This is a genomic window from Streptomyces sp. NPDC004065 (assembly GCF_044903565.1).
In the GTDB taxonomy this organism is placed as follows: domain Bacteria; phylum Actinomycetota; class Actinomycetes; order Streptomycetales; family Streptomycetaceae; genus Streptomyces.
This window is the reverse complement of the sequence record NZ_JBJDQT010000002.1, coordinates 101,953-126,605: the sequence shown is the minus strand read 5'-3', so window position 1 is coordinate 126,605 and position 24,653 is coordinate 101,953. Positions and strand designations below refer to the sequence as shown.

Annotated in this window: 21 protein-coding genes and 1 pseudogene; 10 read left to right on the top strand and 12 right to left on the bottom strand. The window is 76.1% G+C overall.

Annotated features, from left to right (window positions below):
• Positions 1-492 precede the first annotated feature (492 nt).
• From ACI2LW_RS04465 to ACI2LW_RS04450, 4 genes and pseudogenes are all read left to right on the top strand, one after another.
• Positions 493-1,713, top strand: coding sequence for a cytochrome P450 (locus tag ACI2LW_RS04465; protein WP_404729634.1), 1,221 nt, complete (start codon positions 493-495; stop codon positions 1,711-1,713).
• Between the two features lie 12 nt (positions 1,714-1,725).
• The gene (locus ACI2LW_RS04460) at positions 1,726-1,932 is read left to right on the top strand and encodes a ferredoxin (RefSeq protein WP_404729633.1); all 207 of its coding nucleotides are present in this window, start codon (positions 1,726-1,728) and stop codon (positions 1,930-1,932) included.
• Positions 1,933-2,160: 228 nt separating this feature from the next.
• Positions 2,161-2,622 carry a nuclear transport factor 2 family protein gene (locus ACI2LW_RS04455; RefSeq protein WP_404729632.1) on the top strand — a complete coding sequence of 154 codons (462 nt, stop codon included), beginning with the start codon at positions 2,161-2,163 and terminating at the stop codon, positions 2,620-2,622.
• A gap of 29 nt (positions 2,623-2,651) precedes the next feature.
• Positions 2,652-3,176, top strand: a pseudogene (locus tag ACI2LW_RS04450) (flavoprotein); the annotation flags it as partial.
• A gap of 170 nt (positions 3,177-3,346) precedes the next feature.
• On the opposite strand, the gene ACI2LW_RS04445 reads toward ACI2LW_RS04450, so the two are convergent.
• The gene (locus ACI2LW_RS04445) at positions 3,347-4,204 is read right to left on the bottom strand and encodes a hypothetical protein (RefSeq protein ID WP_404729631.1); all 858 of its coding nucleotides are present in this window, start codon (positions 4,202-4,204) and stop codon (positions 3,347-3,349) included.
• A gap of 582 nt (positions 4,205-4,786) precedes the next feature.
• Here ACI2LW_RS04445 and ACI2LW_RS04440 point away from each other — a divergent pair.
• Positions 4,787-7,642 carry a ricin-type beta-trefoil lectin domain protein gene (locus ACI2LW_RS04440; RefSeq protein ID WP_404729630.1) on the top strand — a complete coding sequence of 952 codons (2,856 nt, stop codon included), beginning with the start codon at positions 4,787-4,789 and terminating at the stop codon, positions 7,640-7,642.
• Between the two features lie 7 nt (positions 7,643-7,649).
• Here the strand turns inward: ACI2LW_RS04440 and ACI2LW_RS04435 are convergent, their stop codons facing one another.
• The 4 genes from ACI2LW_RS04435 to ACI2LW_RS04420 all read right to left on the bottom strand — a co-directional run bounded on the left by ACI2LW_RS04435 (position 7,650) and on the right by ACI2LW_RS04420 (position 12,046).
• On the bottom strand, positions 7,650-8,231 hold the full coding sequence (locus ACI2LW_RS04435) for a universal stress protein (RefSeq protein ID WP_404729629.1): 582 nt from the start codon (positions 8,229-8,231) through the stop codon (positions 7,650-7,652).
• 29 nt (positions 8,232-8,260) lie between these two features.
• A complete protein-coding gene (locus ACI2LW_RS04430; RefSeq protein WP_404729950.1) occupies positions 8,261-9,511 on the bottom strand; it encodes an SLC13 family permease in 1,251 nt (416 codons plus the stop codon).
• A 164-nt stretch (positions 9,512-9,675) separates the two neighbouring features.
• Entirely contained in the window at positions 9,676-10,431 is a 756-nt protein-coding gene (locus tag ACI2LW_RS04425; RefSeq protein ID WP_404729628.1) for a DUF4232 domain-containing protein, read from the bottom strand.
• A 172-nt stretch (positions 10,432-10,603) separates the two neighbouring features.
• Positions 10,604-12,046 carry a serine/threonine-protein kinase gene (locus tag ACI2LW_RS04420; RefSeq protein WP_404729627.1) on the bottom strand — a complete coding sequence of 481 codons (1,443 nt, stop codon included), beginning with the start codon at positions 12,044-12,046 and terminating at the stop codon, positions 10,604-10,606.
• A 41-nt stretch (positions 12,047-12,087) separates the two neighbouring features.
• On the opposite strand from ACI2LW_RS04420, the gene ACI2LW_RS04415 reads away from it, so the two are divergent.
• Positions 12,088-12,642: an RNA polymerase sigma factor gene (locus ACI2LW_RS04415; protein ID WP_404729626.1), complete on the top strand. Its 555-nt coding sequence runs from the start codon at positions 12,088-12,090 to the stop codon at positions 12,640-12,642.
• Positions 12,643-12,649: 7 nt separating this feature from the next.
• Here the strand turns inward: ACI2LW_RS04415 and ACI2LW_RS04410 are convergent, their stop codons facing one another.
• Positions 12,650-15,022, bottom strand: a complete 2,373-nt coding sequence (locus tag ACI2LW_RS04410; RefSeq protein ID WP_404729625.1) for a SpoIIE family protein phosphatase — start codon at positions 15,020-15,022, stop codon at positions 12,650-12,652.
• Positions 15,023-15,546: 524 nt separating this feature from the next.
• Between ACI2LW_RS04410 and ACI2LW_RS04405 the strand changes: the two genes are divergently transcribed.
• The 3 genes from ACI2LW_RS04405 to ACI2LW_RS04395 all read left to right on the top strand — a co-directional run bounded on the left by ACI2LW_RS04405 (position 15,547) and on the right by ACI2LW_RS04395 (position 18,385).
• Positions 15,547-15,792: a hypothetical protein gene (locus tag ACI2LW_RS04405; RefSeq protein ID WP_404729624.1), complete on the top strand. Its 246-nt coding sequence runs from the start codon at positions 15,547-15,549 to the stop codon at positions 15,790-15,792.
• 3 nt (positions 15,793-15,795) lie between these two features.
• On the top strand, positions 15,796-16,173 hold the full coding sequence (locus ACI2LW_RS04400; RefSeq protein ID WP_404729623.1) for a toxin Doc: 378 nt from the start codon (positions 15,796-15,798) through the stop codon (positions 16,171-16,173).
• Positions 16,174-16,726: 553 nt separating this feature from the next.
• Positions 16,727-18,385 (top strand): RICIN domain-containing protein, encoded by a 1,659-nt coding sequence (locus ACI2LW_RS04395; protein ID WP_404729622.1) that lies wholly within the window; start codon positions 16,727-16,729, stop codon positions 18,383-18,385.
• A 629-nt stretch (positions 18,386-19,014) separates the two neighbouring features.
• Here ACI2LW_RS04395 and ACI2LW_RS04390 read toward each other — a convergent pair.
• From ACI2LW_RS04390 to ACI2LW_RS04380, 3 genes are all read right to left on the bottom strand, one after another.
• On the bottom strand, positions 19,015-20,184 hold the full coding sequence (locus tag ACI2LW_RS04390) for a lactate 2-monooxygenase (protein ID WP_404729621.1): 1,170 nt from the start codon (positions 20,182-20,184) through the stop codon (positions 19,015-19,017).
• A gap of 100 nt (positions 20,185-20,284) precedes the next feature.
• Entirely contained in the window at positions 20,285-20,977 is a 693-nt protein-coding gene (locus ACI2LW_RS04385; protein ID WP_404729620.1) for an alpha/beta fold hydrolase, read from the bottom strand.
• Positions 20,978-21,050: 73 nt separating this feature from the next.
• Positions 21,051-21,683: a hypothetical protein gene (locus ACI2LW_RS04380; RefSeq protein WP_404729619.1), complete on the bottom strand. Its 633-nt coding sequence runs from the start codon at positions 21,681-21,683 to the stop codon at positions 21,051-21,053.
• 326 nt (positions 21,684-22,009) lie between these two features.
• Here ACI2LW_RS04380 and ACI2LW_RS04375 point away from each other — a divergent pair, with 326 nt between their 5' ends.
• On the top strand, positions 22,010-22,444 hold the full coding sequence (locus ACI2LW_RS04375; protein ID WP_404729618.1) for a protease inhibitor: 435 nt from the start codon (positions 22,010-22,012) through the stop codon (positions 22,442-22,444).
• A gap of 215 nt (positions 22,445-22,659) precedes the next feature.
• Here ACI2LW_RS04375 and ACI2LW_RS04370 read toward each other — a convergent pair whose 3' ends face one another.
• The 3 genes from ACI2LW_RS04370 to ACI2LW_RS04360 are packed head-to-tail and all read right to left on the bottom strand — an operon-like array spanning position 22,660 to position 24,572.
• Positions 22,660-22,902, bottom strand: a complete 243-nt coding sequence (locus tag ACI2LW_RS04370; protein WP_404729617.1) for a CDGSH iron-sulfur domain-containing protein — start codon at positions 22,900-22,902, stop codon at positions 22,660-22,662.
• Entirely contained in the window at positions 22,883-23,536 is a 654-nt protein-coding gene (locus ACI2LW_RS04365) for a HemK2/MTQ2 family protein methyltransferase (protein ID WP_404729616.1), read from the bottom strand. Before ACI2LW_RS04365 ends, ACI2LW_RS04370 begins: the two co-directional genes overlap by 20 nt.
• A gap of 22 nt (positions 23,537-23,558) precedes the next feature.
• A complete protein-coding gene (locus ACI2LW_RS04360; protein ID WP_404729615.1) occupies positions 23,559-24,572 on the bottom strand; it encodes an iron-containing redox enzyme family protein in 1,014 nt (337 codons plus the stop codon).
• Positions 24,573-24,653 lie beyond the last annotated feature (81 nt).

Genomic DNA, 24,653 nt, shown 5'->3' with positions numbered 1-24,653 from the left:
ACGTCGATCGTGGGCATGGCCGGATCCTCCAACCCGGACCCCCGCCCCGGCAACCGGATTAAGCACCACCACTCACCGGCCTGCCCACGGTCACGCGAAGCATCGGCACACGGTCACGTGAAGCACCGGCACACGGCCGCGCGGGGCACCGGCACACGGGTCACGCAACGCACCGGCACACGGGTCACGCAACGCACCGGCACACGGGTCACGCAACGCACCGGCACACGGGTCACGCAACGCACCGGCACACCGCCGCGCGAGGCACACTGGATCGCGGACGGCGGCACGCGGGACACGGCCGGGGCGCCGGACGCGGCCACGGGGAGGGCGGGGCGCCGGACGCCGTGCGGGGCACGCCGCGCCGCGCAACAGCCGCTTCCCGGCCAGATCTCCCGCTGCGGCGATCCGGCCGAACTTCGCGTCGCACCATGGATGCCTCGGGCATCCAATGGGACCGGCACGACGCACCCTTCGTCTGCGAGGTCTTCCATGACGGACCCGACCCACTCGGCCGCCCCCGCCGCACCCGTCGCCTTCCCCCAGGACCGCACCTGCCCCTACCACCCGCCCGCCGGCTACGACCCACTGCGCGCCGCCCGGCCGCTGGCCCGCGTCAGGCTCTACGACGGCCGCCCGGCCTGGCTGGTCACCGGGCACGCCCTCGCCCGTGAGCTGCTGGCCGACCCGCGCCTGTCCACCGACCGCACCCGCACCGGCTTTCCCGTGACCGCGCCGCGCTTCGCCGTGGTCCGGGACCGCAGGGTCGCCCTGCTGGGCGTCGACGACCCCGAGCACCGCGCCCAGCGGCGCATGATGATCCCGAGTTTCACCGTCAAGCGGGCCAACGAGCTCCGGCCGCGCATCCAGCGTGTCGTCGACGGCCTGCTGGACGCGATGACCGACCAGGGGCCGCCCGCCGACCTGGTCGGCGCCTTCGCGCTGCCCGTGCCGTCCATGGTGATCTGCGAGGTGCTCGGCGTCCCCTACGCCGACCACGAGTTCTTCGAGGAGCAGTCCCGCCGCCTGCTGCGCGGCCCCACCGCCGCCGACGCCCAGGGCGCCCGGCAGCGCCTGGAGGAGTACCTGGGCGGCCTGATCGACCGCGAGCGCGAGGAACCCGGCGGCGGCGACGGCCTGCTGGGCGAACTCGTACGGCGGCAACTGCGCGAGGGGAGCCCGGACCGGACCGAGCTGGTCTCGATCGCGCTCATCCTGCTCGTGGCCGGCCACGAGACCACCGCCAACATGATCTCGCTCGGCGCGTACACCCTGCTGCGGCACCCCGAGCGGCTGGCCGAGCTGCGCGCGTACCCGGCGCTGCTGCCCGCCGCCGTCGAGGAGCTGATGCGGATGCTGTCCATCGCGGACGGCCTGCTGCGGCTGGCCACGGAGGACATCGAGGCGGCCGGCACGACCATCCGGGCGGGCGACGGCGTGCTCTTCTCCACCTCCGTCATCAACCGCGACCAGGACGTCCATTCCGACCCGGACACCCTCGACCTGCACCGCCCCTCCCGCCAGCACCTCGCCTTCGGCTTCGGCATCCACCAGTGCCTGGGGCAGAACCTCGCCCGCGCCGAGCTGGAGATCGCCCTCGGCACGCTGTTCCGGCGGCTGCCCCGCCTCCGTCCGGCCGTCGCCCCGGACAAGATCCGGCACAAACCGGGCGACACGATCCAGGGGATGCTGGAACTCCCCGTGACCTGGTAAGAGGCTGCCGTCATGCGCATCGACATCGACAGGGACCGCTGCATCGGAGCCGGCCAGTGCGCCCTGGCCGCCCCGGGTGTGTTCACCCAGGACGACGAGGGCTACAGCAGCCTGCTGCCCGGCCGGGAGGACGGCGGCGGCGACCCGATGACCAGGGAGGCGGCCCGCGCCTGCCCCGTCGGCGCCATCACGGTGTCCGAGGCGGACCGGCCCGCGTGAACCCGCCGCGGCGGCCCGCCGCGCCCGGGCAGCGGGCGGCCGGCGGTGAGCGGGTCCGCCGACGGCCCGCCGCCCGCCACCCGCCGCCCCGCTGCCCGGGACAGGCCCGCCCCGGCGTGCGGGTGAGCCGCCTCCCGGGCCGGGCACACCCGTCCAGCTCTCCGCGGACGGGCGTCCACCCGCGTCGACCCGGGCGCACCCGCGAAATCCCGCCACCGAGGAGTACCCGTGACCGAAGACCGTCCGCCGCTGCCGCCGTTCACCCGCGAGAGCGCGGCCCGGAAGGTCCAGGCCGCCGAGGACGCGTGGAACACCCGGGACCCGCAGCGGGTCGCGCTCGCCTACTCGGAGGACTCCGTCTGGCGCAACCGGGACACCTTCGTCACCGGGCGCGCCGAAATCATCGGGTTCCTCACCGCCAAGTGGCAGCGCGAGCTGGACTACGCGCTGCGCAAGGACCTGTGGGCCTTCGAGGGAAACCGCATCGCCGTGCGCTTCCAGTACGAGTCGCGCGACGTCCACGGCCAGTGGTGGCGCTCGTACGGCAACGAGCTGTGGGAGTTCGACGAGCACGGTCTGATGACCCGGCGCGAGGCGAGCATCAACGACGTGCCGATCGAGGAGAGCGAGCGCCGCATCCACGGTCCGCGCCCCGAGTCCGAGCGCGGACGCACCTTCCCGCTGCGCTGAGGCCCGCGGCCGTTCAGTAGGGTTGCCGGGTGACCGAACCGGCCCCGAAACCCTTCCTGTACGTCGTGGTGTGCGCGGCGGGCACGGCCGCGGGCGTCGGCGACCTCGTCGGCGCCGCCCAGCGGCGCGGCTGGGAGGTCGGCGTGATCGCGACACCGGTCGCCATGGGCGGCTTCTTCGACACCGCCGCGATCGAGACCCGCACCGGCCGGCCCATCCGGTCCGCGTGGCGCACCCCGGGCGATCCGCGGCCCTTCCCGCCGCCGGACGCCGTGGCCGTCGCCCCCGCCACCTTCAACACCATCAACAAGTGGGCCGCCGGAACCGCCGACACCCTCGCCCTCGCCACGCTGTGCGAGACGTACGGCCTCGGCGTCCCGGTCGCCGTCCTGCCGTGCGTGGCCGGCACCCTGGCCGCCCACCCCGCCTACCGGGAGAGCGTCGCACGGCTGCGCGGGATGGGCGTGCGCTTCGGTGAGCCGTACTCCGGCGAGCCCGCGGCGGACGGCTCCCGGCCCGCGTTCGGCTGGGAGCGGGCCCTGGACCTGCTCGACGGACCGGGGACCCCGCACCCCCGCGACCCTGCCCGCGTCACCCCGCGCCCCGGGGACTCCGCCGGTACGACCTCGCACCCCGAGGACCCCTCCGGCGCCACCTCGCACCCCGAGGACCCCTCCGGCGCCACCTCGCACCCCGAGGACCCGTCCGCCACGGCCCCGCACCCCTAGGAGCAGCTCACCGCCGGCCCCGGTTGCATGCCGCCGGTGTAGAGCTCCTGGCCCCTTGGCATCCAGTAGCCCAGCTTCGAGACGACCGTCGAACAGGCGGAACCGAGCGTGACCCGGACCCGCACGGTCTCGGGGTGGCCGGGCTGGAGGCCGGTCAGGGAGCAGTCGAGCGCGTGCCGCAGCCGCGTCCGGGAGGGGTGGCGTCCCACCAGCGGGTTGACGCAGCGGGGGTCGTCCGTGCTGATCCTCGCCCCGGAGTCCTCCCGCGCGATCAGGCCGAGGCGGCCGTTGCCGTCGCCCTCGTCGCTGTCCCGGTACACCCGGTAGGTCAGCGTGGTCGTGGCGCGGGCGCGCAGCACGGCACGGTCCACCGTGACGCGGTGGGTGGGCTTCGGCCGCGGGGCGGTCAGGGTCAGGGGGGTGCGCACGGTGCCGGTCAGGTCGACGCCCGCGGGGGCGGAGCGCACGTGCACCGTGGCCGTGAACTCGTACGTACCCGGCCCGGGATACACCCCCGAGCCGGGGAGCGTCCCGGAGGCCACCGTCACACCGTCCCGGGTGGCGGTCCACGAGCCCGAGGTCTGGCAGGCGTAGCGCACCTTCGTGGAGGGGTACCCGCAGCTCGCCGGGGCGGAAACGGCCATCGCCGGGGTGCCGTTGCCGGCGCACAGGCCGATCTGGGCCCACTGGTGGTGGCTGCCGCGCAGCACGCCGGCCGTGGCGCACAGGGTGGCCGGCGCCTCGGGGAGCGCCCTGCGGGGCGGGTCGGGCCGGGCCCAGGCGGGCGTCAGCAGGGCCAGGGGCAGCACGGCCACCGCGACGAGGGTTCTGAGGATGGTCGGACGTGTCGGCACCGCGTTCCTCCCGCACGGCCAGGACCGGCGTGACACCGGTCGCCTGCGCCGAGGATGCGCGACGGGCCGCCCCGCCCGGCCGCTCCCACGCCGGGCGGTCACCTGCGGGCAGCAACCGGGCAGCAACCGGGCGGCAACCGGGCGGCAACCGGGCAGCAACCGGGCGGCGCCGCGCCGGTCCGGCCCGGTCCGGGGTGACGGCGCCGATCGTCGGCGTGTCCCGGCCCGGGCACCTGCGGGACGCGGTGGCGGCCGTGGATCTCCGACTGAGCGACAAGGAGATCGAGGAGCTGCGGCGGCCGCACGTCCCGCACGCCGTCAGCGGCCACTGGGAATTACGCCGCCACAATTCTCACGGCCTGAATTGACAATTCGTCAACAGGGTTGAGGCGAAAGTGCTGTGGGGAAAAGCGGGTGATCTCTTGTTGTCCCCGCTGACCTGTGCAAAGGTGTGGGTTGTCGGCGTGCTGACTATGGGTCTTCCCTTTGTGCGAAGGCCGTTCGATTTGCCCCGGCACCCCCCACTTCTGGTACGGACGAATCCGCGGTGTATGGAGGAATGCGGCCGTGAAGGACCCAGGCATGCCGGATTCCCCCGGGCCCGCCCCTCTTTCCGGCGGACCGGGCACGCCCGGCCCGTCCGGCGTCTTCGGCGCCTCCGGAAGGTACGGCACGACGGACGAGGAGCTGAGCGCCGAGCTGAGGAAATGGACGGGCGCCTCTCCCGCACCGCATCCCGTCGGCGAACTCCTCGACCGGCACTGGGAGGCCGCCTTCGCCTACGCGCGGCTGTGCACCGACGGGACGCAGGCCGCCGGCATGCTCACCACCGCGGCGTTCACCCGGCTGTTCGGCGCCTCCCTGCGGCAGTCCGGGCCGACCGCCGCGTGGCGGCCCCAACTGCTGGTCACCGTGCGCCGGATAGCCGCCGAGTGGAGCACCGACCACCGGCACGAGATGCTCCACCCCGACCTGCGGGCCGCCGCCGGCGGCGACCGGATCGCCCCCCTGCTGCTCCCGCCGGGCGGCCGGCGCGTCCTCTCCGGGGCGTTCCAGCGGCTGCCCCAGACCGCCCGCGCGCTGCTGTGGCACGCCGAGGTCGAGGGCGAGCCGCTGGCCGCGCCCGCCCGGCTGCTGGGCATCGACGAGGAGCACGCCCACACCGAACTGCGGCGCGCCCGTGAGCGGCTGCGCGAGGAATGCCTCCAGGTCCACCGCGAAACCGCCCCCGAACAGGACTGCCTGCGCTACTTCAGGCTGCTGGACGTCACCTACCGGCGCGGCGGCGTCGACATCGACCCCGACCTGCGCGGGCACCTGGCCGGATGCACCCACTGCCGCAACACCGCCGACCAGCTCGCCCACTTCAACGGCGACCTCGGCACGGCACTGGCCGAGGGCGTGCTCGGCTGGGGCGCGGCACGGTACCGGGAGACGCGCCTGCGGGCGGCGAGCGAGGAGCCGGCCGGGACGGCCGGGAACCCGTGGGCCGGGACCGGGGCGCCCGCGGGCGGGGAGCCGTTCGCGCCGCCCGCGATGCCGCCGGGCCCTCCGGTCGCCGGCGAGGACTTCACCTCGCCCTCCACCGGGGAGCCGGCCAACGGTCCGGGCACCGCCCCGTGGAGCGGCGGGGCGTCCGCGGCCACACCCACACCCATACCCATACCCATACCCGCACCCGCACCCACACCCACACCCATACCCGCACCCGTCCGCGGTCGCCGTGCCGGCAAGGCGTCCGGGCCGGGCCGGGCACGTCGTGGGGGTGCGGTCTCCGGTCCGGGTGCCGCCTCCGGCCCGGATCCGGTCGGCCGTCCGACCGGCGCCGAGGGACCCGTGTCCGGCCCGCCCGGTACGCCCACCGGGGGCGCGGCCCCCGCGCCGGCCGCCTTCGGCGCGCCCCCGGGCGGCGAGCCGTTCGGGGCCGCGGTGACCGATTGGGAGGGGCCTGGCGAGTCGTTCGGGGCTGCGGCGCCCGGTGCGGAGGGTCCTGGTGAGGCCTTCGGGGCCGCGGCGCCGGGTGCGGGCGCTGCCGGCGAGGTCTTCGGAGCCGGCGTGCCGGGCGGCCCCGCCGGCCCCGGTGCACGGTTCGCCGCCGCGTCGGCGGATCAGGACGGTCCGGGGGAGGGGCTCGCGCCGGCCGCGTCGAGTGCGGGCGGCCCGGCGGCTCCAGGAGCGGCCGACCCGGCCGCCTCCGCCGGGCCGGGTGCGGGCGGCTTCGGCGGCCCGTTCGGCGCGGCCGTGTCATCCGCGGCGGGCGGTCCGGACGCCCCCTCCGCGACCGCCGGGCCCGGCCGGACACCCCGGTCCGGCGGGCGATCGGGGTCGGGCGGGCGATCCGGGTCCGGTGGTGGATCGGGTACCGGCCGGTCGCCGGAACCCGGCGGTCCCGCCGCGGACGCGACGGCGGCCACGACGGCGGCCACGGCGGCGGCCACGGCGGGCGAGGGACCGGGTGCCTCTCCCGGGCCGCGCGCGGCCGGCCGGCGTTCGGCGCAGCGGGCGGCCCGGCGCTCCGCCCGGCAGCGCAACCTCGCCATAGCGGTGGCCACGGTCGGCGGACTGGTCGTGGTGCCACTCGTGCTGTGGGCGGTCCTCGGGTCCGGCGACGGCACCCCGCCGCGCGCCGGCGGGCAGCCCTCCGGCCACCCCGCCGGTTCGGGCGCCTCCTCCGGGCCCTCCCGGACCGGCTCGGGCGCGGACGCGAAGGGCACCCTGCGCGGCCGGCTGCACAACGTCGCCTCCGGCCTGTGCGTCGGCGTGGTCGGCGGGAAGGCCGTCAAGGGCGCGGAGACCGAGCTGGCGACCTGTTCCGGGGCGGCCGGCCAGCAGTGGGCGTACGAGGCCGACGGCCTCCTGCGCAGCGTCGCCGCACCGCGACTGTGCCTGGACTCCCACCTCGGCTACTCCGTCCAGCTCGCCCCCTGCGTGCCCGCCTCCCGCAAGGGCGGCAAGGACATCCGCTACGACTTCACCCTCCAGGGCACCCTGGTCCCCCGGTTCGACCAGGACCTGGCCCTGACCCCCGCCGCCACGAACGGCGCGGGCGCCCTCGTGCTCAAGACCCGGGCGAGGACGGACACCCAGCGCTGGACCATCGACACCTCCCAGCCCAGCCTCCAGATGGCGGCGGTCGACTGGGACACGGACGGCGGCGCCTCGGCGTACCCGTCGCAGCGAGCCACCCCGGCGTCGCCCGGCGCCTCCGGCCGGCCCGCGTCACCGGGCGCCTCCGGCTCGCCGGCCGCACCGGCCCCCTCGGCGACGGCGTCCGCGGGCGGAACGGCCCCGCAGCCCTCTCCCACCGCCGGCTGCGACGTCGCAGGCCGTCCCTGCGCCGGCGACGGACACCACCACCACAGGCGCGGCGGCGGGTACGGCGGCTACGGCGGTGGCTACGGCGGCTATGGATACGACGGCTACGACTACGCCCCCTGAGCCGCCCTCACCGATGCCCGGGTGGATGCGGATGCGGGTGGGGACGGGCATGCGGGGGCGGTGGCGGGGCCGCGTCGGGGCCCGGAGGCGGGGGAGGGAGCGTGGTGAGGTCCGGCGCCGTCTCCGGCCACACCAGCAGCACCGGGCACGGTGCGTGGTCGACGGCGAACCGTACGGCGGGCCCCAGGCTGTGCGGGCCCAGCCGGGCCCGGTCGCCGTCGCGGGCCAGGACCAGCAGATCCGCGTCCTCGCAGGCGGCCACCGCCTCCCGTTCCGGCCGCCCAGCGCGCTCCAGCCGGGTGCACGGCCGCCCCAGCCGCTCCGCCGCGGCGTCCAACAGCTCGGCCGCCGACGTACCTTCGAGGTCGGCCACCCGGTCGCCGGGGTCCCGGCCCCACCCCTCGGCCGGGAGGCGCCCCGAGGGATGGCCGCGCCCGAGCAGCCCGGCGAACGCCCCGTGCGCCACACCGGGCACCTCGGGTCCGCTGACGTGCAGCAGCACCACCTCGGACGCGTGCGGCGCATGGGTGCGCACCGCGTCCACGCAGGCGGGCCAGGTGCCCTCCACGAGCCAGGCGATCACACGCATCGGTCGGCCTCCCTCGGCGACACGGAACCTCACAGCACCCGCAGCGACCCCCACAGTGCCACCACGGCGGGCACCAGCGCGGCCGGCACGGTCAGCAGACCGAGCCGGGTGAACTCCCCGAGGTCCACGCCGTGTTCGTGCTGGTGCACGATACGCCGCCAGAGCAGGGTGGCCAGCGACCCGGCGTAGGTCAGATTGGGGCCGATGTTCACGCCGAGCAGCACGGCGAGCACGGCCCCGGGCCCGGCGGGGGCGGCCAGCGGCAGCAGCACGAGCACCGCGGGCAGATTGTTGATCAGGTTGGCCAGCACGGCGGCCAGCGCCGCCACACCGAGCAGCGCGGGCAGCCCGGTGCCGCCGGGCAGCACCCGCCCGAGCGCGTCCGCGAGCCCGTTGTCGACCACGGCCCGCACGACGACGCCGAGCGCCAGGACGAACGCCAGGAAGGCCGGCGCCGCCGCCCGCACCACGGTCACCGGGGTGGCCGCGCGCCGCAGCAGCGCCCGCCCGGAGAGCACCAGCGCCCCCGCCAGCGCCGCCCACACCGGGTCGGCGCCGAACGCGGAGGCGACCACGAACCCCGCGAGCGTGCACGCCACGGTGACGAGCGCGAACAGCGGCAGCCCAGCCGGCTCGCCGGTGGACCGGGCGGGCGCCGCGGCCGCCAGGTCACGGGCGAAGAAGCGCCGGAAGACCAGGTACTCGGCCCCGATCGCGGCCAGCCACGGCAGCGCCATCAGCGCGGCGAACCGGGTGAAGCTCAGTCCGCTCGCCGCGAACGCCAGCAGGTTGGTGAGGTTGGAGACGGGCAGCAGCAGCGACGCCGTGTTGGACAGATGCGTGCAGGCGTACACATGCGGCTTGGGCCGCACCCCGGTGCGCGCGGCGGTGGCGAACACCACCGGCGTCAGCAGCACCACGGTCGCGTCCAGGCTCAGTACCGCGGTGATCGCCGAGGCCAGCGCGAACACCGCGGTCAGCAGCCGTACCGGGCGGCCGCCCGCCCAGCGGGCCGTCCAGGCCCCGCACGCCCGGAACAGCCCCTCCACGTCGCAGAAATGGGCGAGCACCAGCACCGCGGCGAGGAACCCGACCACGGGGCCCAGCCGCAGCGTCTCATCCCGCGCGTGGTCCAGGGAGATCGCCCCGGTGGCCACGGCGACCCCGGCGGCGGGGACGGCCGGCACCGCCTCGGGCAGCCCGAAGGGCCGGATCACGGCCCACGCGAGCACGGCGGCGAGCAGCACGACCGAGAGGGCCTCGGCGAGCGGGGTGTTCAGGGTACGGCCCTCCGGACGCGGGAAACAGGTGCGCTCCGCGTGCGCGGACGGTGCGCGCGCAGGCGGAGCACCGCCATCGAAGCAGACGGTTGGCACGGCCCCGCCAGGGGCACCGTGCCGGGGCTCAGGGCGCGGTGCCGGGGCTCAGGGCGCGGTGCCGGGGCTCAGGGCGCGGTGCCGGGGCTGAACACGGTCAGGAACACCGAGGAGGCGTTGCCGCCGACCGGGACCGGCCCGGCGGTCCACCGGACCGTGAGATGGTCGCGCTCGTCCGGGGGCGTGACGAGCAGTGCGGCCGGCTTCGCGCTGCGCGCCCCGCTCACCTCCGGGTTGGAGAAGGACAGTCCCGCCCAGGCGCTGCGGCCCGGTCGCAGCGTCACGGTGGCGGGGGTGCCCGGTGAGCGCTTCGGGTCCGGGCCCAGCTGCCGGCCGGCGGCGTCCACGAAGGCGGCGCCGGGGTATCCGCGCACCGTGCAGGTGCGGCCGGAGACGTTGGTCAGCACCACCGGGAAGTTCTCCTGTCCGGCGCCCGGGTCGTTGCGGCCCACCGACGCCCTGAGCTCGGAGGTGTGGCAGCGTGTTCCCCCGCCGCCGCCGGTGTTGCCGCCGCTGCCGCTGCCGCTGCCGCTGCCGCTGCCGCTGCCGGTGGTGGCGGTGGTGCCCGGGCCGGTGGCCGGGCCCGTGGTGGTGTGCGTGCCGGTGCGGCCCGCGGCGGTGGCGGCGGCGCCGGGTGTGCCGCTGCGGGCCGGCGGCGGTACGGCGGTGGTGTCGGACGCGGGGGCGGCGGTGCCGGACACTTTCTGCGGGGCGCTCGCCGCACCGCCGCCGGCGCCGTCACCGCAGCCGGTGAGCAGACCGACGACGGCGACCGCGCCCACCAGCAGGGCGGCCCGGTTCGCGGACGGGGATGTGTACGCCATGTTCCACACCTCTCACGTTGCCTCGCACGCGGCCGGCGCGTGCGCACGGCGCCCGGTGCGCCGTCATGAGTGTCCGATGCACCCACCGGGCGGAAAGTTCGCCGCGGGCCGCGGATTCCTCCCGGGGAGTCGTTCCCGTCCGGCCGCCGCGCGGTGTTCACCCGTACGGGGGTCAGGTGACCCGCAGCGAGCGGAGTATGCGGTCGGTCGCGTCGGCGCCCTCCCGCTGCCGGATCTGCACATACACCTGGGGCCGGGCCCGGCCGTCCGGGACCAGCCCGGCCTCCGTCAGCCGGCCGCCGCCGGGGCAGTCGCTCCAGACGCGGACCCGGCCGTGCCAGTACGGGCCCGGGGCGGCCCGGCTGCCGTCGTAACGGCAGCCGGAGTGGACAAGGGCGTTCACCCGGGCGGTCACGTCGCCGTGCTTGCTCAGGCCGGCGAACACGCCCCGCGCCTCCGTACCCAGGTCCGGCCAGCGGGACAGGTCGTCGGCGACGGCCAGCCCCGGCTCGTGCCCGGGCGGCAGCCCCAGTGCGGCCGGGTCCCAGCCGGAGTCGCGCAGCCCTCGTGCCCAGGCGCCCGGCACCCGCAGCGCGATCCGGCCGGTGGCGTCCTCCACCCGGACGTCCGGGGGCGCGGAGGTCCGCAGCGCCGGGGCGAGGGCCAGACCGCCGGCCGCGAGCCCGGCCGCGGCCGCGGCCACCACGGCGGCCACGGCCAGGGGCCTGCGCCCCGCGGGGAACCGGGCGGCGGTCCGGGATGCGAACCGGACGGCGAACCGGACGGCCGGCCGTGCGGCGGACGGCCGGGCGGCGGCCGGTCGCCCGCCGCCCGGCCCCTCCAGCTCCTCGGCGAACGCCAGGGCCGTGGGCCAGCGCCGCTCGCGGTCCGGCTCCAGGGCCCGCATCAGCGCCCGTTCGACGCCCGGGTCCAGCCCGCCGGGAACGAGCCGGCCGGGCGGTACGACGCTGCCCGGCGCCGCCGGGACCACGCCGGTGACCAGCCGGTAGCCGACCGCGCCCAGGGCGTAGACGTCGGCCCGCGCGTCGATGCCCGCTCCCGGCGCCGCCTGCTCGGGCGGCCGGTAGCCGGCCGAACCCGCGGCCAGGGTCAGCCCCGACGCCTCGGCCAGGCTCTTGGCGAGTCCCAGGTCGGCGAGCAGCACCCGGCGGGTGCCGTCCGGCGCGGTGCGCAGCAGCACGTTCCCGGGCTTGACGTCCCGGTGCACGATGCCCGCCTCGTGCAGGGCGTGGGCGCAGCGGGCGGCCAGCGCGGTCAGCCGCAGCGCCTCGGGCACCGGCAGCGGGCCGTCGCCGGCCAGGTCGGCGAGGGTACCGCCGTCGGCGTACTCCATCACGAAGTAGGGCCTGCCGTCGGGCAGTTCACCGATGTCGTAGACCTGCGCCACCAGGGGCGAGCCGGCCTTGCGCAGCAGCCGGGCCTCGGAGAGGAACCGCTCCCGGACGTCCAGGCGGTGGGACCAGTTGTCGGCGAGCACCTTCACGGCCACCGGGGCCTCCAGCACGTCGTCGTGGGCGAGCCACACGGTGCCGAAGGCGCCCGATCCCAGGCGCCCCTCGAGGCGGTAGCGACCGATCCGCTCCAGGGAGGGCATACCTCCATCATGCCCGTCCGAGATCGGCTCCTGGGGGACCCGTGGCACTGAACACCGCACTGACCGACGACCTCGCCCGCCGCGCCGCCGCCGGTGACGCCGCAGCGCTTGAGGAACTGCTGCGCGAGGTGCGGCCCGAGGTGCTCCGGCGGTGCGGGCGCTTCCTGCCCTGCCGGGAGGACGCCGAGGAGGCCGCCCAGGACGTGCTGCTGCGGCTCGCGCGCCGCATCGGCACCTTCGAGGGCCGCAGCGGCTTCGGCACCTGGCTGCACACGGTGGTCGCCAACTGCTGCCGCCAGAAGTACCGCGAGCTCAGGCGCCGGGCCGCGGAGCGGCCCGCGGCCGTCGAGCCCGTCCAGTGGGCCGATCCGCGCACCACCAGCGTCATCGCCGGCTCCCGCGTCGACCTGCTGGAGGCGCTGGACCGGCTGGAGGCGGAGCGTCCGCACCTGGTGGCGCCGCTGGTGTACCGGGACATCTGCCGGCTGGAGTACGCGGAGGCGGCCGAGCGGATCGGCATTCCGCTGGGCACGCTCAAGTCGCGGCTGCACGAGGCGCGCCGCCGGGTCAGGCCCTGGCTGGCCGAGCTGTCCTGACGCGCCGTCAGTCCGCGTCCCGGTCCAGGCTCAGCTCGGCCCAGATCGTCTTGCCCTCGCTCGTGTGCCGGCTGCCCCACCGCCGGGTGAGCTGGGCGACCAGCAGCAGACCGCGCCCGCCCTCGTCCCAGGTCTTGGCGCGGCGCAGGTGCGGGGCGGTGTGGCTGGCGTCGGAGACCTCGCAGATCAGTTGCGCCTCGTCGTGGATCAGACGCAGCCGGATGGGCGGGAGGCCGTACCGGATGGCGTTGGTGACCAGCTCGCTGACCACCAGTTCGGTGATGAACGCGACCTCCTCCAGCCCCCACTCGGCGAGCCGGTCCAGGACCTGCTTGCGGACCGGGGCGACCAGGGCGGGGTCGGCGGGAATGTCCCACGTCGCCACCTGGGAGTCCGGAAGCCCGCGGGTGCGGGCCACCAGCAGGGCCACGTCGTCGGCCGCACCGCCGGCCGGCAGCAGGGTTTCGATCACCCGGTCGCAAATCTCGTCGAGGGAGCCGGAGTGGGCGGTCAGGGCCTCGCACAGCAGCCGGTGCCCCGCGACGGCGTCCCCGTCGTGGCTCTCCAGCAGTCCGTCGGTGTGGAAGGACATCAGGCTGCCCTCCGCCAGGTCGAGCACGGCCGACTCGAAGGGCAGTCCGCCCGTGCCCAGGGCCCGGCCGGAGGGCAGTTCGACGCTGCGAGCCGGGCCGCCGGGCGGCACGAGCACCGGCGCTGGATGGCCGGCCCGGGCCAGGGTGCAGCGGCGCGAGATCGGGTCGTACACGGCGTACAGGCAGGTGGCCCCGACCGCGGCGGCGGAGGAGGTGTCGCCGGCCTCGCCGGACATCCGCACCACCAGGTCGTCGAGGTGGGTCAGCAGCTCGTCCGGGGCGAGGTCGATGTCGGCGAGGGTGCGCACGGCGGTGCGCAGCCGGCCCATGGTGGCCGAGGCCTGCACCCCGCGCCCGACCACGTCCCCGACGACGAGGGCGACCCGCATCCCGGACAGCGGGATCACGTCGAACCAGTCGCCGCCCACCCCGATCCGGGTGGCCGGCAGATAGCGGCAGGCCGCGTCGACGGCGGCGGTCCGCGGCAGGTGCTCGGGCAGCAGGCTGCGCTGGAGGGCGAGGGCGGTCTCGCGCTCGTGGGAGTAGCGGCGGGCGTTGTCGATGCAGATGGCGGCCCGGGCCGTGACCTCCTCGGCCAGCAGGACGTCGTCGGCCGTGAAGGGGGCCGACTGCCGCCACCGGACGAAGACCGTGACGCCGAGGGCCGTGCCCCGGGCCCGCAGCGGCACCGCCATCATCGAGTGGATCCCGAGCTCACTGGCGAGCGAGCCGAGCCGGGGGTTCCAGGCGAGCCACTTCTTCGGGTCGTCCAACTGCCGGGACAGCAGCAGCGACCGGCCGGTCGTCAGGCAGACGGCCTCGGGCGAGGAGGCGGGATAGACCTCCACCTGTCCGGGGCCGGGCACGATCCCGGGATCGCCCGGGACGACCGAGCGCACGGCGCAGCGGCGCAGGGCCACCGGCGCGCGGGGCGGCCCGGCCCGTCCGCCGTCGCCGTCCTGCTCGTCCCCGGCCAGCAGGTTCACGCCGACGAAGTCGGCGAGGGCCGGGACGCAGACGTCGGCGAGTTCCTCCGCCGTCCGGGTGACGTCCAGCGTGGTGCCGATGGTCACGCTCGCCTCGTTGACCAGTTGCAACCGCTCGCGCGCCCGGTAGTACTCGCTGAAGTCGTGGGCGGCGACGCACACCCCGCGCACCTGCCCGTCGGCGTCGGTGATCGGCGACATGCTCGCCAGCCAGGCGCCGGCCCCGCCGCCCTCACCCATGGGGAGATACGTCCGCATGTCGTGTCCCAGGCCGCTGGTGAACACCTGCCGCATGTGCCGCTCGATGTCCTCGCCGTCCGGCCGGCCGTCGATCTCGGACAGACGCAGTCCGCGCAGCCGCTCCTCCGGCACCCGCAGGAGCTCGGCCATGGCGCCGTTCATCCTCCGCAGCCGCAGCCGCTCGTCGTAGAGGGCCACGGGACAGGGGGACTGGAGCAGGCGGGCCGCGGACAGCGCGTCGCCGGGGTCCGGCGGGCCGCCGCCCTCGAGGGGGGTGACCAGGAGCCAGCTGTCGGCCTTCCAGTGGTGGATCAGCACCCACACCCGCACGTCGTGGCCGTCGCGATGACGCAGGGTGACCGTGCCCTGTGAGCGGGGCTCGTCGGGCAGGGCGGGGCGCGCCTCGCCGGCCACCAGGTCGGCGGCGGGTCTGCCCAGCACTTCGCCGGGAGCCCAGCCCAGCAGGCGCTGCGCGCCCTCGTTCCACTCGACGAGGACGCCGTGCGCGTCGACGACGGCGCGTGCCGTGGCGGCATCGTCGAACGGATCCACCGGCCTCATCGCCACTCCAACGCGCGCACTCACAGTGAACAGTGCGTCACCTGCGCTCCAGCCTAGTGCGTGGGCGGCCGGCGCGGACGGCGGCCGCCCGCCGGGACGGTCCGGATCTCCCCCGGTCCGGCGGTTCGCGGCCGGCCGGGCCGGAGCCGGGCGAGGCCGTGGGCGGAACCCGCGCGGTCGGGGTCACCGTGGCCGGGACCACCTGCCTCGGCCGTGACCGGTCCGGACGGCCGCACGCGTGGTGAGCGCCACCGCCACCGCCACTACCACCGCCACCGTCACCGTCGGTGTGCGGGCCGCCCGGACGCACGAACAGGAACTGAGCGATTGCGGGCGGAAGTTGTGGAACTTCGCCACCGCGCGCCATTGCATGCCGCGTACCGGACCGCGGATCGGTGCCGGGCTGCGCGGCGGGTCCGCGCGGCGCGGACGCACAGGGTGTTCCACCGGGTCTCGGTACCCCTGTCCCACCCCTGTGACCTGCACCTATTTACGACTGAGTACCCGCGCGGTACCGTGAGGGCATGCCAGCTCTCAACGTGGAGTTCAGCGACCGCGAGCTCGAGGACCTGCGGCAGATCGCCAAGGAACGCGGTACGTCGATGAAGGCACTGGTGCGTGAGGCCGCGGCCGCCGACATAGCCAGGCACCGCGCCCTCCAGGAGGGCGCGGAGGCCTTCCGCCGGTTCTTCGCGGCCCACGCCGACGAGTTCGCGGAGGCGTTCCCCGACGACGAATCGCCCGCCAAGGGCGAGGGGCGGGCCGCCTGACCGATGACCCCCGTCATCCACATCGACGTGCCCTGGCTGCTCCAGCGCCACGAGGAAGTGCTGCCGGACCAGCCCACCGTCAACGACTTCTCCGCCCTGGTGGCCGCCGTCGCCCGCCACCGCGTCGACCCGCCGCGCCTCGGCGTCGACTCCGACCCGGCCTGGCGCGCCGCCGCCCTGCTGCACACCCTCGCCGTGCTCAAGCCGCTCCCGTCGGCCAACGCCCGTTTCGCCTGCGCCACGGCGGTGGCGTACATGTACGTCAGCGGCGTCGGCATCGACCCGCCCTACGGCGCGCTGGTCGACCTCGCCCGTGACCTGATGTCGGGCAAGACCGACGTCTACGGCGCCGCCGACCGACTGCGCCGCTGGGAGATCTGACACCCCGTCGGCAACCCGCCCGCCCGGCCCAACCGGGCGGCCCGCCGTACCGGCCCACGCGGCCCGCCCGCCGTACCGGCACGCCCGGTCCGCCCTCGGCGTGACCGTTCCCCCGGCGTGCCCCGCCCTGCGCGCGCCCCGAGCACGCGCCAGAGCGCCCCCCCGGGGCCGCCGGCCGAGGGCGGGAGGAACAGGGCCGGCGGCCGTCCCGCGCGGGAGAGCCGCCGTTCCGCGCGTCGCCCCGGCCCTGCCGGGCCGGTGAGGGGCCACCACCAGTGGACCGCCCGGCCGTGCGGGCCGGCGGAGTGCGCGGCGCCCCCGTGCGTGCGCGCTGTTCACACCGGGCGCGCACCAGGGTGCGGATGTGGTCCGGGTGCCCTTGTTGGCCGTCACCGGACTGTGGAAGGGTGAGCGCATTGTGCGGGCTCAACAACCTTGCGCGACAGGCGAGTTGAAGGGCCGCGCCGAGCCGGTTCGCCACCGGGCGGACGCACCCCGCACCCCCGCACCCGAGGCACCACCAGGTACGCACCGCACCGAAGGAATCCACCCCGTGCCCACCCCCCACCCCGCCCCGCCCGGACACCCGCCGCCCGCCGGACCGCCCGGGGAGTCCGACGAGTCGCTCGCCGCCCGCCTGAGAGGCAGTACGGACGCCGAGGTCGCCCACTCCGTCGCCCTGCTCGTCGCCCGGCACTGGCAGGCCGTGCACGACTACGCGGCGATCTGCCTCGCTTCCTCCTCACCACTGGCCGCCATGGCCACCACCGCCGCCTTCCACCAGGTCTTCGACCGGCTGACAGTGGGCGGGCCGGCCGCGGCGCTGCGCCCCCGGCTGCTCGTCACCGTGCGGGACACCGTACGGCTGTGGTCCGCCGACGGGCGCGTCCGCCAGGCCCTCCCGGAGCTGGGCAAACCGGCCGGGGGCCGGGGCATGCGGGCGTCCGTGCCGCTGATACCCGAGAACCGCAGACTCGCCGAGCACTCCTTCGAGCATCTGCCCGGCGCCGCCCGCTGCCTGCTGTGGCACACCGAGGTGGAGGGCGAGCCCGCCGCCGTCCCGGCCGCCCTGCTGGGCCTGGACGCCGAAACCGCCCGGCTCGCCCTGGAGCAGGCCCGGGAGAAGTTCCACGAGGGCTGCGTCCGGGCTCACCGGGAACTCGCGCCCACCGACGCCTGCCGCCACTACAACCGCCTGCTGGACGTCCCGATCCGGCGCGGCGGCGCCCTGCTGCCGGACGTCCGCCGCCATCTCGACGACTGCCGCTACTGCCGCGACGCCGCCGAGCAGCTCGGCCAGGTCGAAGCCGGGGCGGGGCTGCTGCTGGCGGAGGCGGTGCTCGGCTGGGGCGCCCGCCGCTACGTCGAATCCCGCACGGCCGTCCGCCGCCGTGCCACGCGGGGGAGGGGCTCCGGCCGGCACGGCGGCGGACGCCCGGCCGGAAGCGGCCGGCGCCGCGCCCGATCCGGCCTCGACGCGGTGGTCCGGCGGGTCGCCGGCGCCGGCGGGGCGTCCCGGGCGCTGCGCACGGGCGCCGGGCTGGTCACGGCCGGACTGCTCGCCACCGTGCTCGGGGTCAGCCTGTGGTCGCCGGGCGGTGACGCCGCCCCGGCCGCCGCGACCGGGACCGGCGGCGCCGGGGCCACCGCTCCCGGAACCGGCTCCGTGCCGCCGTCCACCGGCCCCGCCTCGGGGCCGGGCACCGCAGGGCGGCCCCCGGCGACCGGGCGGGTGCGGCTGCGCAACGTGGACGCCGGACTCTGCCTGGACGTCCGCGGGGAGGTTGGGGCCGGGGCCGCCGCCCGGCTCGCGCCGTGCTCGGCCGCCGGGACCCAGGCATGGTCGCTCGAGGACGACGGGCTGCTGCGCAGCGGCGCCGACCCGGCCCTGTGCCTGGACTCGCACGCGGACGCCGGTGTCGTCATCCTCGGCGACTGCGCGGACGCGGACGCGCGGCGGGGACCCGATGTGCGCTACGACCTGACCCGGCAGGGGGAGTTGCTGCCCCGCTGGGAGGGGCAGCTGGCCCTGGCAGCCGCCGCGCCGCAGGAGGACGCCGACATCGTCGTCAAGGTCCGCGACGGCACGACCGCGCAGCGCTGGCTGACCGACGACGCGCTGTCACGCGACCGGGGCCCCGGCTCCCTCTCGATCGCCGGCACGGACCCGCCCGCCGCCCGCCGGGCCGGCCTCATAGGCCCCACCACCTGACCACCCGCCACCACACGCCATCGACCGCCTCTCCACCGTCGCTGCCGGGGCGCAAGACCGCCCTCGGCCGTCACCGCGGGGCCAGTACCGCCCTCGGCCGTCACCGCCCGGGCCGGCCCGACGGACCCACCGGGACGACCGGCCTCGTCCGTCCGCCGGTACGGCCGAGGGGCGGCCCTCGGCGTAACCGGGACCGGTGGGGGCGGCGGGGGCCGCCACCTGGCCGGACCGGGTCCGGCGGGGGGCGCTGTCCGGCCGGGTCCGACCCGGCGCGGGGCACCGTCCGGCCGGGGTCGACCCGGCGGGAGGCTGCCGCCGGGCCGGGTCCGGTCCGGCGGGGGAGACGCCTGGGCCGTGGCCGGTCGTGCCAGGCGCCGGCGAGTACCGGTTTCGGTCGTCCGCCGGTACGGCCGGGGTGCAGACGTGCCCGGCGGGGGAGACGCCTGGGCCGTGGCCGGTCGGCCGGCCCGGGCGAGTACTGGTTCCGGTCGTCCGCCGGTACGGCCGAGGTGCGGCCCTGGGTGCAGACGTGTCCGGCGGGGGCGGCGGGGGCCGTCACTGGGTCGGGGCCGGCGCGGCGGAACGCCGTCGCCCGGCCGGGGCCGGCCCGGTGGTCGCGGCCGGCCGGTTCAGACCGTGGCGTCCACCAGGTCGTCCGGGCCGACCGTGGTCGGGGTGGCGTGGCCCGACAGGGCCAGGGTGAGGTCGAGTTCGGCCAGCAGGCAGCGGATCACGTGCTCCACGCCCGCCTGCCCGTCCAGGCCGAGACCGTAGACGTACGGCCGCCCCAGGAGCACCGCCCGCGCGCCCAGCGCGAGGGCCTTGAAGACGTCGTCGCCGGTGCGTACGCCGCTGTCGAACAGGACGGTCAGCCGGTCGCCGACCGCCCGCACCACGCCCGGCAGGGCGTCGGCGGCGCCCACCGAGCCGGCCACCTGCCGGCCGCCGTGGTTGGACACCACCACGCCGTCCATCCCGGCCTCCGCGGCGAGCCGGGCGTCGTCCGGGTGCAGCACGCCCTTCAGGACGATCGGGCCGTCCCAGTTCTCCCGCAGGAACGCCAGGTCGGGCCAGGTCTTGCCGGGGTCGGCGAACATGCCCACGAAGTGCATCACCGCCGCGTTCATGTCCTCGTGCACCGGCTTGGCCAGGCCCGCCCGGAACGCCGGGTCGGTGAAGTAGTTGGCGGTGCCCACCCCGTGCAGGAACGGCAGGTACGCCTGGTCGAGGTCACGCGGCCGCCAGGCCAGCAACGGGGTGTCCAGCGTGACCACCAGGACGCCGAACCCGGACGCCTTGGCGCGGTCCAGGAAACTGCGGGTCACCTCGCGGTCCTTGGCCCAGTACAGCTGGAACCAGCGCTCGGCGTCGCCCATCGCCTCCGCGACCTGCTCCATCGGCGTACTGGAGGCGGACGACAGGGTGTACGGCACCCCCTGTGCGGCGGCGGCCCGGGCGGCGGCGCACTCCGCCTCCGGGTGCATGATCGACAGCACGCCGACCGGCGCGAGGGCCAGCGGGGCGGGCAGCGCGCGGCCCAGCACCTCGACGGAGAGGTCGCGCTCGTGCACGTCCCGCAGCATGCGCGGGACGATCCGCCGCCGGTCGAGGGCCGCGCGGTTGGCGCGGGCGGTGCTGCCGCTGCCCGCGCTGCCGGCCACATAGCCCACCGGGCCCGGGCCCAGGCGCTGCTCGGTCAGCTCCTCCAGGCGCGTGAGATCGGTGGGCAGCCGGGGCACGGCGCCCGTCATCCCGTGCAGATAGATCTCGTACTGGAAGTCCGCCCAGTGCTTCGCCATCCGTCCGTCCCGCCCTCTCCTCGCCGGCCGCCGCTGCGGCCCCGACGATACTGGCGGGTACCCGCGGGCCGGCCCGCGTCCCGCGTCCCGCGCCCGGGGCTCAGCCCTTGGCCGCCGTCTCGAGTACACGGGCCAGCTGTCGCGGCTGCGAGAACATCGGCCAGTGGCCGGTGTCCATCTCCGCCAACTCCCAGCGCCCCTCGCGCACCAGAGCGGCCACGGCGGGAGGCGGCTCGGGCCCGTCCAGGAGGCACTTGACGTAGGTGGCCGGCAGCTCGCCCAGCGGGCGGCCGAGCACGGCGGGTTCGGTGAGCGTGGCGCCCGGGTGGGGGGTGCCCTCGCCGACGATGCGGTGGATCTGCTCGTCGGTCAGGTCCTGTCCGGCGTAGTCGTCCGCGGGCAGTGGCGGCCAGTCACCCCCGTGCGCGGGCAGCGCCTCGCGGATGTGGTCGCTCGGGAAGGCGTCCAGGAAGGACTGCCCGTCGACGGGGACGCTGGAGTCGACGAACACCACGCGCCGCAGCCGGTCGCCGATCCGCTCGGCCGCCTGGCCGACCGGCACGCCCGAGTAGCTGTGGCCGACCAGGACGACGTCCCGCAGGTCGTGGCGCTCGACGTGGCCGACGACGTCCCGCACGTGCGTCTGCTGCCCGGCGGGCGTCCGACGCTTCTCGGCGAGGCCCGACAGCGTCAAGGCGTCGACCCCGTGACCGGCCTCGCGCAGGGCGGGCGCCACCTCGTCCCATGCCCACGCACCGAGCCAGGCGCCTGCCACCAGTACGAAATGAGTCATGCCCGCCAACCTAGCGGGAGGGTGTGACAACGGCTCCTCTCTCCCGGTGCGTTGGGCTCCTGAGCAGGGCCGTTCACGCGCCCGTGCGGGCGTCCCCGTCCTCGCCCGCGTCCCCGGGCGTGCCACCGTCGCCGCCCGCGTCCTCGCGCCCGTCCCCGTCCCCGTCCCCGGGCGTGCTCCCGGGCCGGGCGTCGGGGCCCTGCGCCCTGACGCGCTGGACGTGCTCCAGCGACTCGCGCAGCTCCGTCAGCCAGTCGTCGGTGTGCCGCCGCACCAGGCGCACGCACCAGGCGAGGGCGTCACTGCGGCTGCGGGCGACGCCCGCGGCGATCAGCGTGTCGAGGACCTGGCGCTCCGGCTGCCGCAGCCGCGTCATCACGGGTGCGGCGACGTGCGTGAACAGGGCGCGCTCTCCGGCGCACTCCACGCCCCAGGACACCTTGCGCCCGAACCGGCCCTCGGCCTCGCGCGCGACGGCCATCCGGGCCTGCCGGGTGCGCTCGCGGAACTCCTGCACCCGGCCCTGGACGGCGGCCTCCCGCTCCCCGGCCGAGGCTTCCGGCGAGACCCCGGGCGCGGGGATGCGGCCCACGACGGTGATCTCCTCGCGGTCCACGGTCACCTCGGTCAGTTCCTCGAACAGGTCGTCCGGCAGCCGGCCGGTGAACCAGCCGCGCAGCCTCTCTCGTTCCTCTGTCGTAATCATGTAATGACGATTACTCGCCTCGAACATGAACACAAGAGGTCGCGAAGGAGTCCGCCGAGAGCGAAGCCGGAATGTTTCAGGACGATTAACGAACCGGTGTGTTCAAGCCATTCGGCCGGATCCGGAGCTGTGAAACCCCGTGGATTGGGGGTCGGAGCGTTCGAACTCCGTGACTTCGGGCCACTGATTCAACACGCAAGGTTACTGAAACCCGTGGGTCCGATGTGAGTTTCGGCGAGGGACTCGGCAGACTCCGGCACGCCGGTGCGGCACCGACCGAGCCGGATCCGGCATCTCTCATCGAACCGAGCGGAAGGAAGCACACAATGCGGAACACCGCGCGCTGGGCAGCGACTCTCGGCCTGACGGCCACCGCCGTCTGCGGGCCCCTCACCGGGGCCGCCCTCGCCACCCCGTCCAGCGCCCCCGCCTCGCTCTACGCCCCGTCGGCCCTGGTGCTCACCGTGGGCCACGGCACGGACGCGGCGGCCGCCACGCCCGAGCGGGCCGTCACCCTGACCTGCGCCCCGGGCGCGTCCGGGACCCACCCGGCCGCGGCCGACGCGTGCGCCGAACTGCGGGCGGCCGGCGGGGACTTCGAAGCGCTCACGACCCCGGGCGATGTGGTGTGCACCAAGATCTGGAACCCGGTAGTGGTGACCGCCCAGGGCGTCTGGCAGGGCAAGCGGGTCTCCTACGAGCGCACCTACGCCAACGAGTGCGTGAAGAACGCGGCCGCGTCGAGCGTCTTCGCGTTCTGACAGACCGGGGTCGCGCGGTTCCCGCGCAACGCGTGACAGGGCTCGTGACTGGGGAGTGCGAGCCCATGGCGCGGGGACCCAGGCGATCTCGCACCGGGGACCGGACGGGCGGAGTGGGGCCGCCCGCCGGTCCCCGGTTTCGTTCGTGCCCGCTCGGACGCGCTCACCGGTGACCCGCTCGGTGACCCGCTCGGACGCGCTCACCGGTGATCCGTTCAGACGCGCTTGCGGTGACTGGTGTCGCACCAGGGATAGCGGCGGCTGCGGCGGCAGGTGCACAGCGCGACGCGGAAGCGGTCGGAGGAGACCGTGGTGCCGTCCTCCAGCTCCACCTCGACCGGGCCGTCGACCAGGATCGGGCCCTGCCGCTGCATGGTGACCCGGCACGGCGGACCGGAGCGGGAGCCGCAACGGGCTTCGTCCGCAGGGGAGTTGGGCTCAGAAGGGTCGTTCGGCACGGATGACCACCAGCTCTTCCCTCTCGTCGGCGGCGGTGAGCAGGCCGCGCTCACGCAGCCAGCCCTGCCGGGCCCGCAGCACGGGCCCGAAGGCGATCCAGCGGCGGCGCACCACCGCGGCCTTGAGGCCGGCCTCGCGCAGCAGCTCCAGGGTGCGGTCCGGGCCGCTCAGCGCCGAGTGGACGATCAGCAGCACGCCGCCCGGTCGCAGCAGCGGCGGCGCGTCGCGGCAGATCCGGTCCAGCAGCAGCCGTCCGTCGTGGCCCGCGTCCCAGGCCCGTGCCCGGCCGCGCGGCGCGCGCCGGGCGTCGGGGGCCGGTACGTAGGGCGGGTTGGCGAGGATGACGTCGAACAGCCGCCCGCGCACCGGGCCGAAGAGGTTGCCGCGGTGGGCGCGGACCGGGAGGCGGTGCAGCAGCGCGTTGAGGCGGGCGGTCCACACCGCCCGCCACGAGACGTCCACCGCGGTCACCCCGGCGCCCCGCCGGGCCGCCGCCAGTGCCAGCGCACCGCTCCCGGTGCCCACGTCGAGGACCTGTTTCCCCGGTTCGCCCAGTTCGTCGGAGAGGACTTCGGTCAGCAGCGCGGTGTCGTCCTGAGGGGCGTAGACACCCGGAAGTACCAGTGCGTTCACGGCCCCACGGGTACCCTCGCATTCAGGATGTATGGGCCAATTCCCTGGCAAGCGGCACCCGGAGCGAGGAGCGGCCCGCCCGCCAGTCGGCGAGCAGCCGCTCGCCGAAGCGGTCCTCCAGATGGCCGGTCGCGTCCATGCCGAAGGCCACGTCGGTCGCCAGGTACGGCTCGGCGTCGAGCAGCCCGCCGATCACCTCGTGCCGGACGATCTGCTCGTGCACCGCGTCCGCCTCGACGTGCTCGTCGTAGAAGAACTGCGCGGCCGGCCCCGCGCCGGTGCGGCGCAGCGCCTCCGCCAGCCGCCGGGAGCCGGGCGAGGAGGTGATCTCCACGGCGGCGAAGTGTCCCACCAGCGCGCCGCGCAGCGCCCGGTGCAGGCCGAACAGCGACATCATGTTCACGATGGCCAGGGCCTCGGCCGAGGCGGCGTCCAGATACCGGCCGTAGGCGGTGTCCAGCCCCAGGTCCGCCATCAGGTCGGCGAACAGGCGGGCGTGGACGCGCTCGGCCCGGCCGCCGCCCCACTCGTCGAACTCCACCGCCGCCATCGCCGCCTTGGCCCGTCCCCACAGCCTCGGCAGCACCCAGGCGTGCGGGTCGGCCTCCTTGAGGTGGTACAGCGACCGGTGGGCGGCGTACTCGCGCAGCTGCCACAGCTCGCCCTCGTCGCGCAGGTGGTGGCTGACGCCCGTGCCGTGCACCGGCTCGACCAGGAGTCCGGCCAGTGCGGCGTCGAGGCTGTCGTGCCCGGGGGTGTCGGCGCGCAGGGCGGCCAGAAAGCGCTGCTCCAGCGCCGCCCGGACCGCCAGCAGTCCGGGGTCCCACTCGCGCTCGGCGGGCACGTCCGCGAAGCCGCGGTAGTGCAGCTCGTAGCACAGGTACAGGGCGAGCTGGAGGTCGTCGCCGTAGGGCTCCGCACCGCCCGCCTCGTCGGCGCGGGGAAGGGGGCCGGTACCCCGCAGATACGCCGTCACGGCTGCGGAGACCGGCCCCCGGGCGGGGGGCAGCTCGGGTTCCTGGCGATCGTGGTTCATGGGACGCGGGTACCCGCGAGTCGCGCGGACACCCTCCCGGACCGTCCCGGACCGTCCCGGACCGTCCCGGACCGTCCCGGA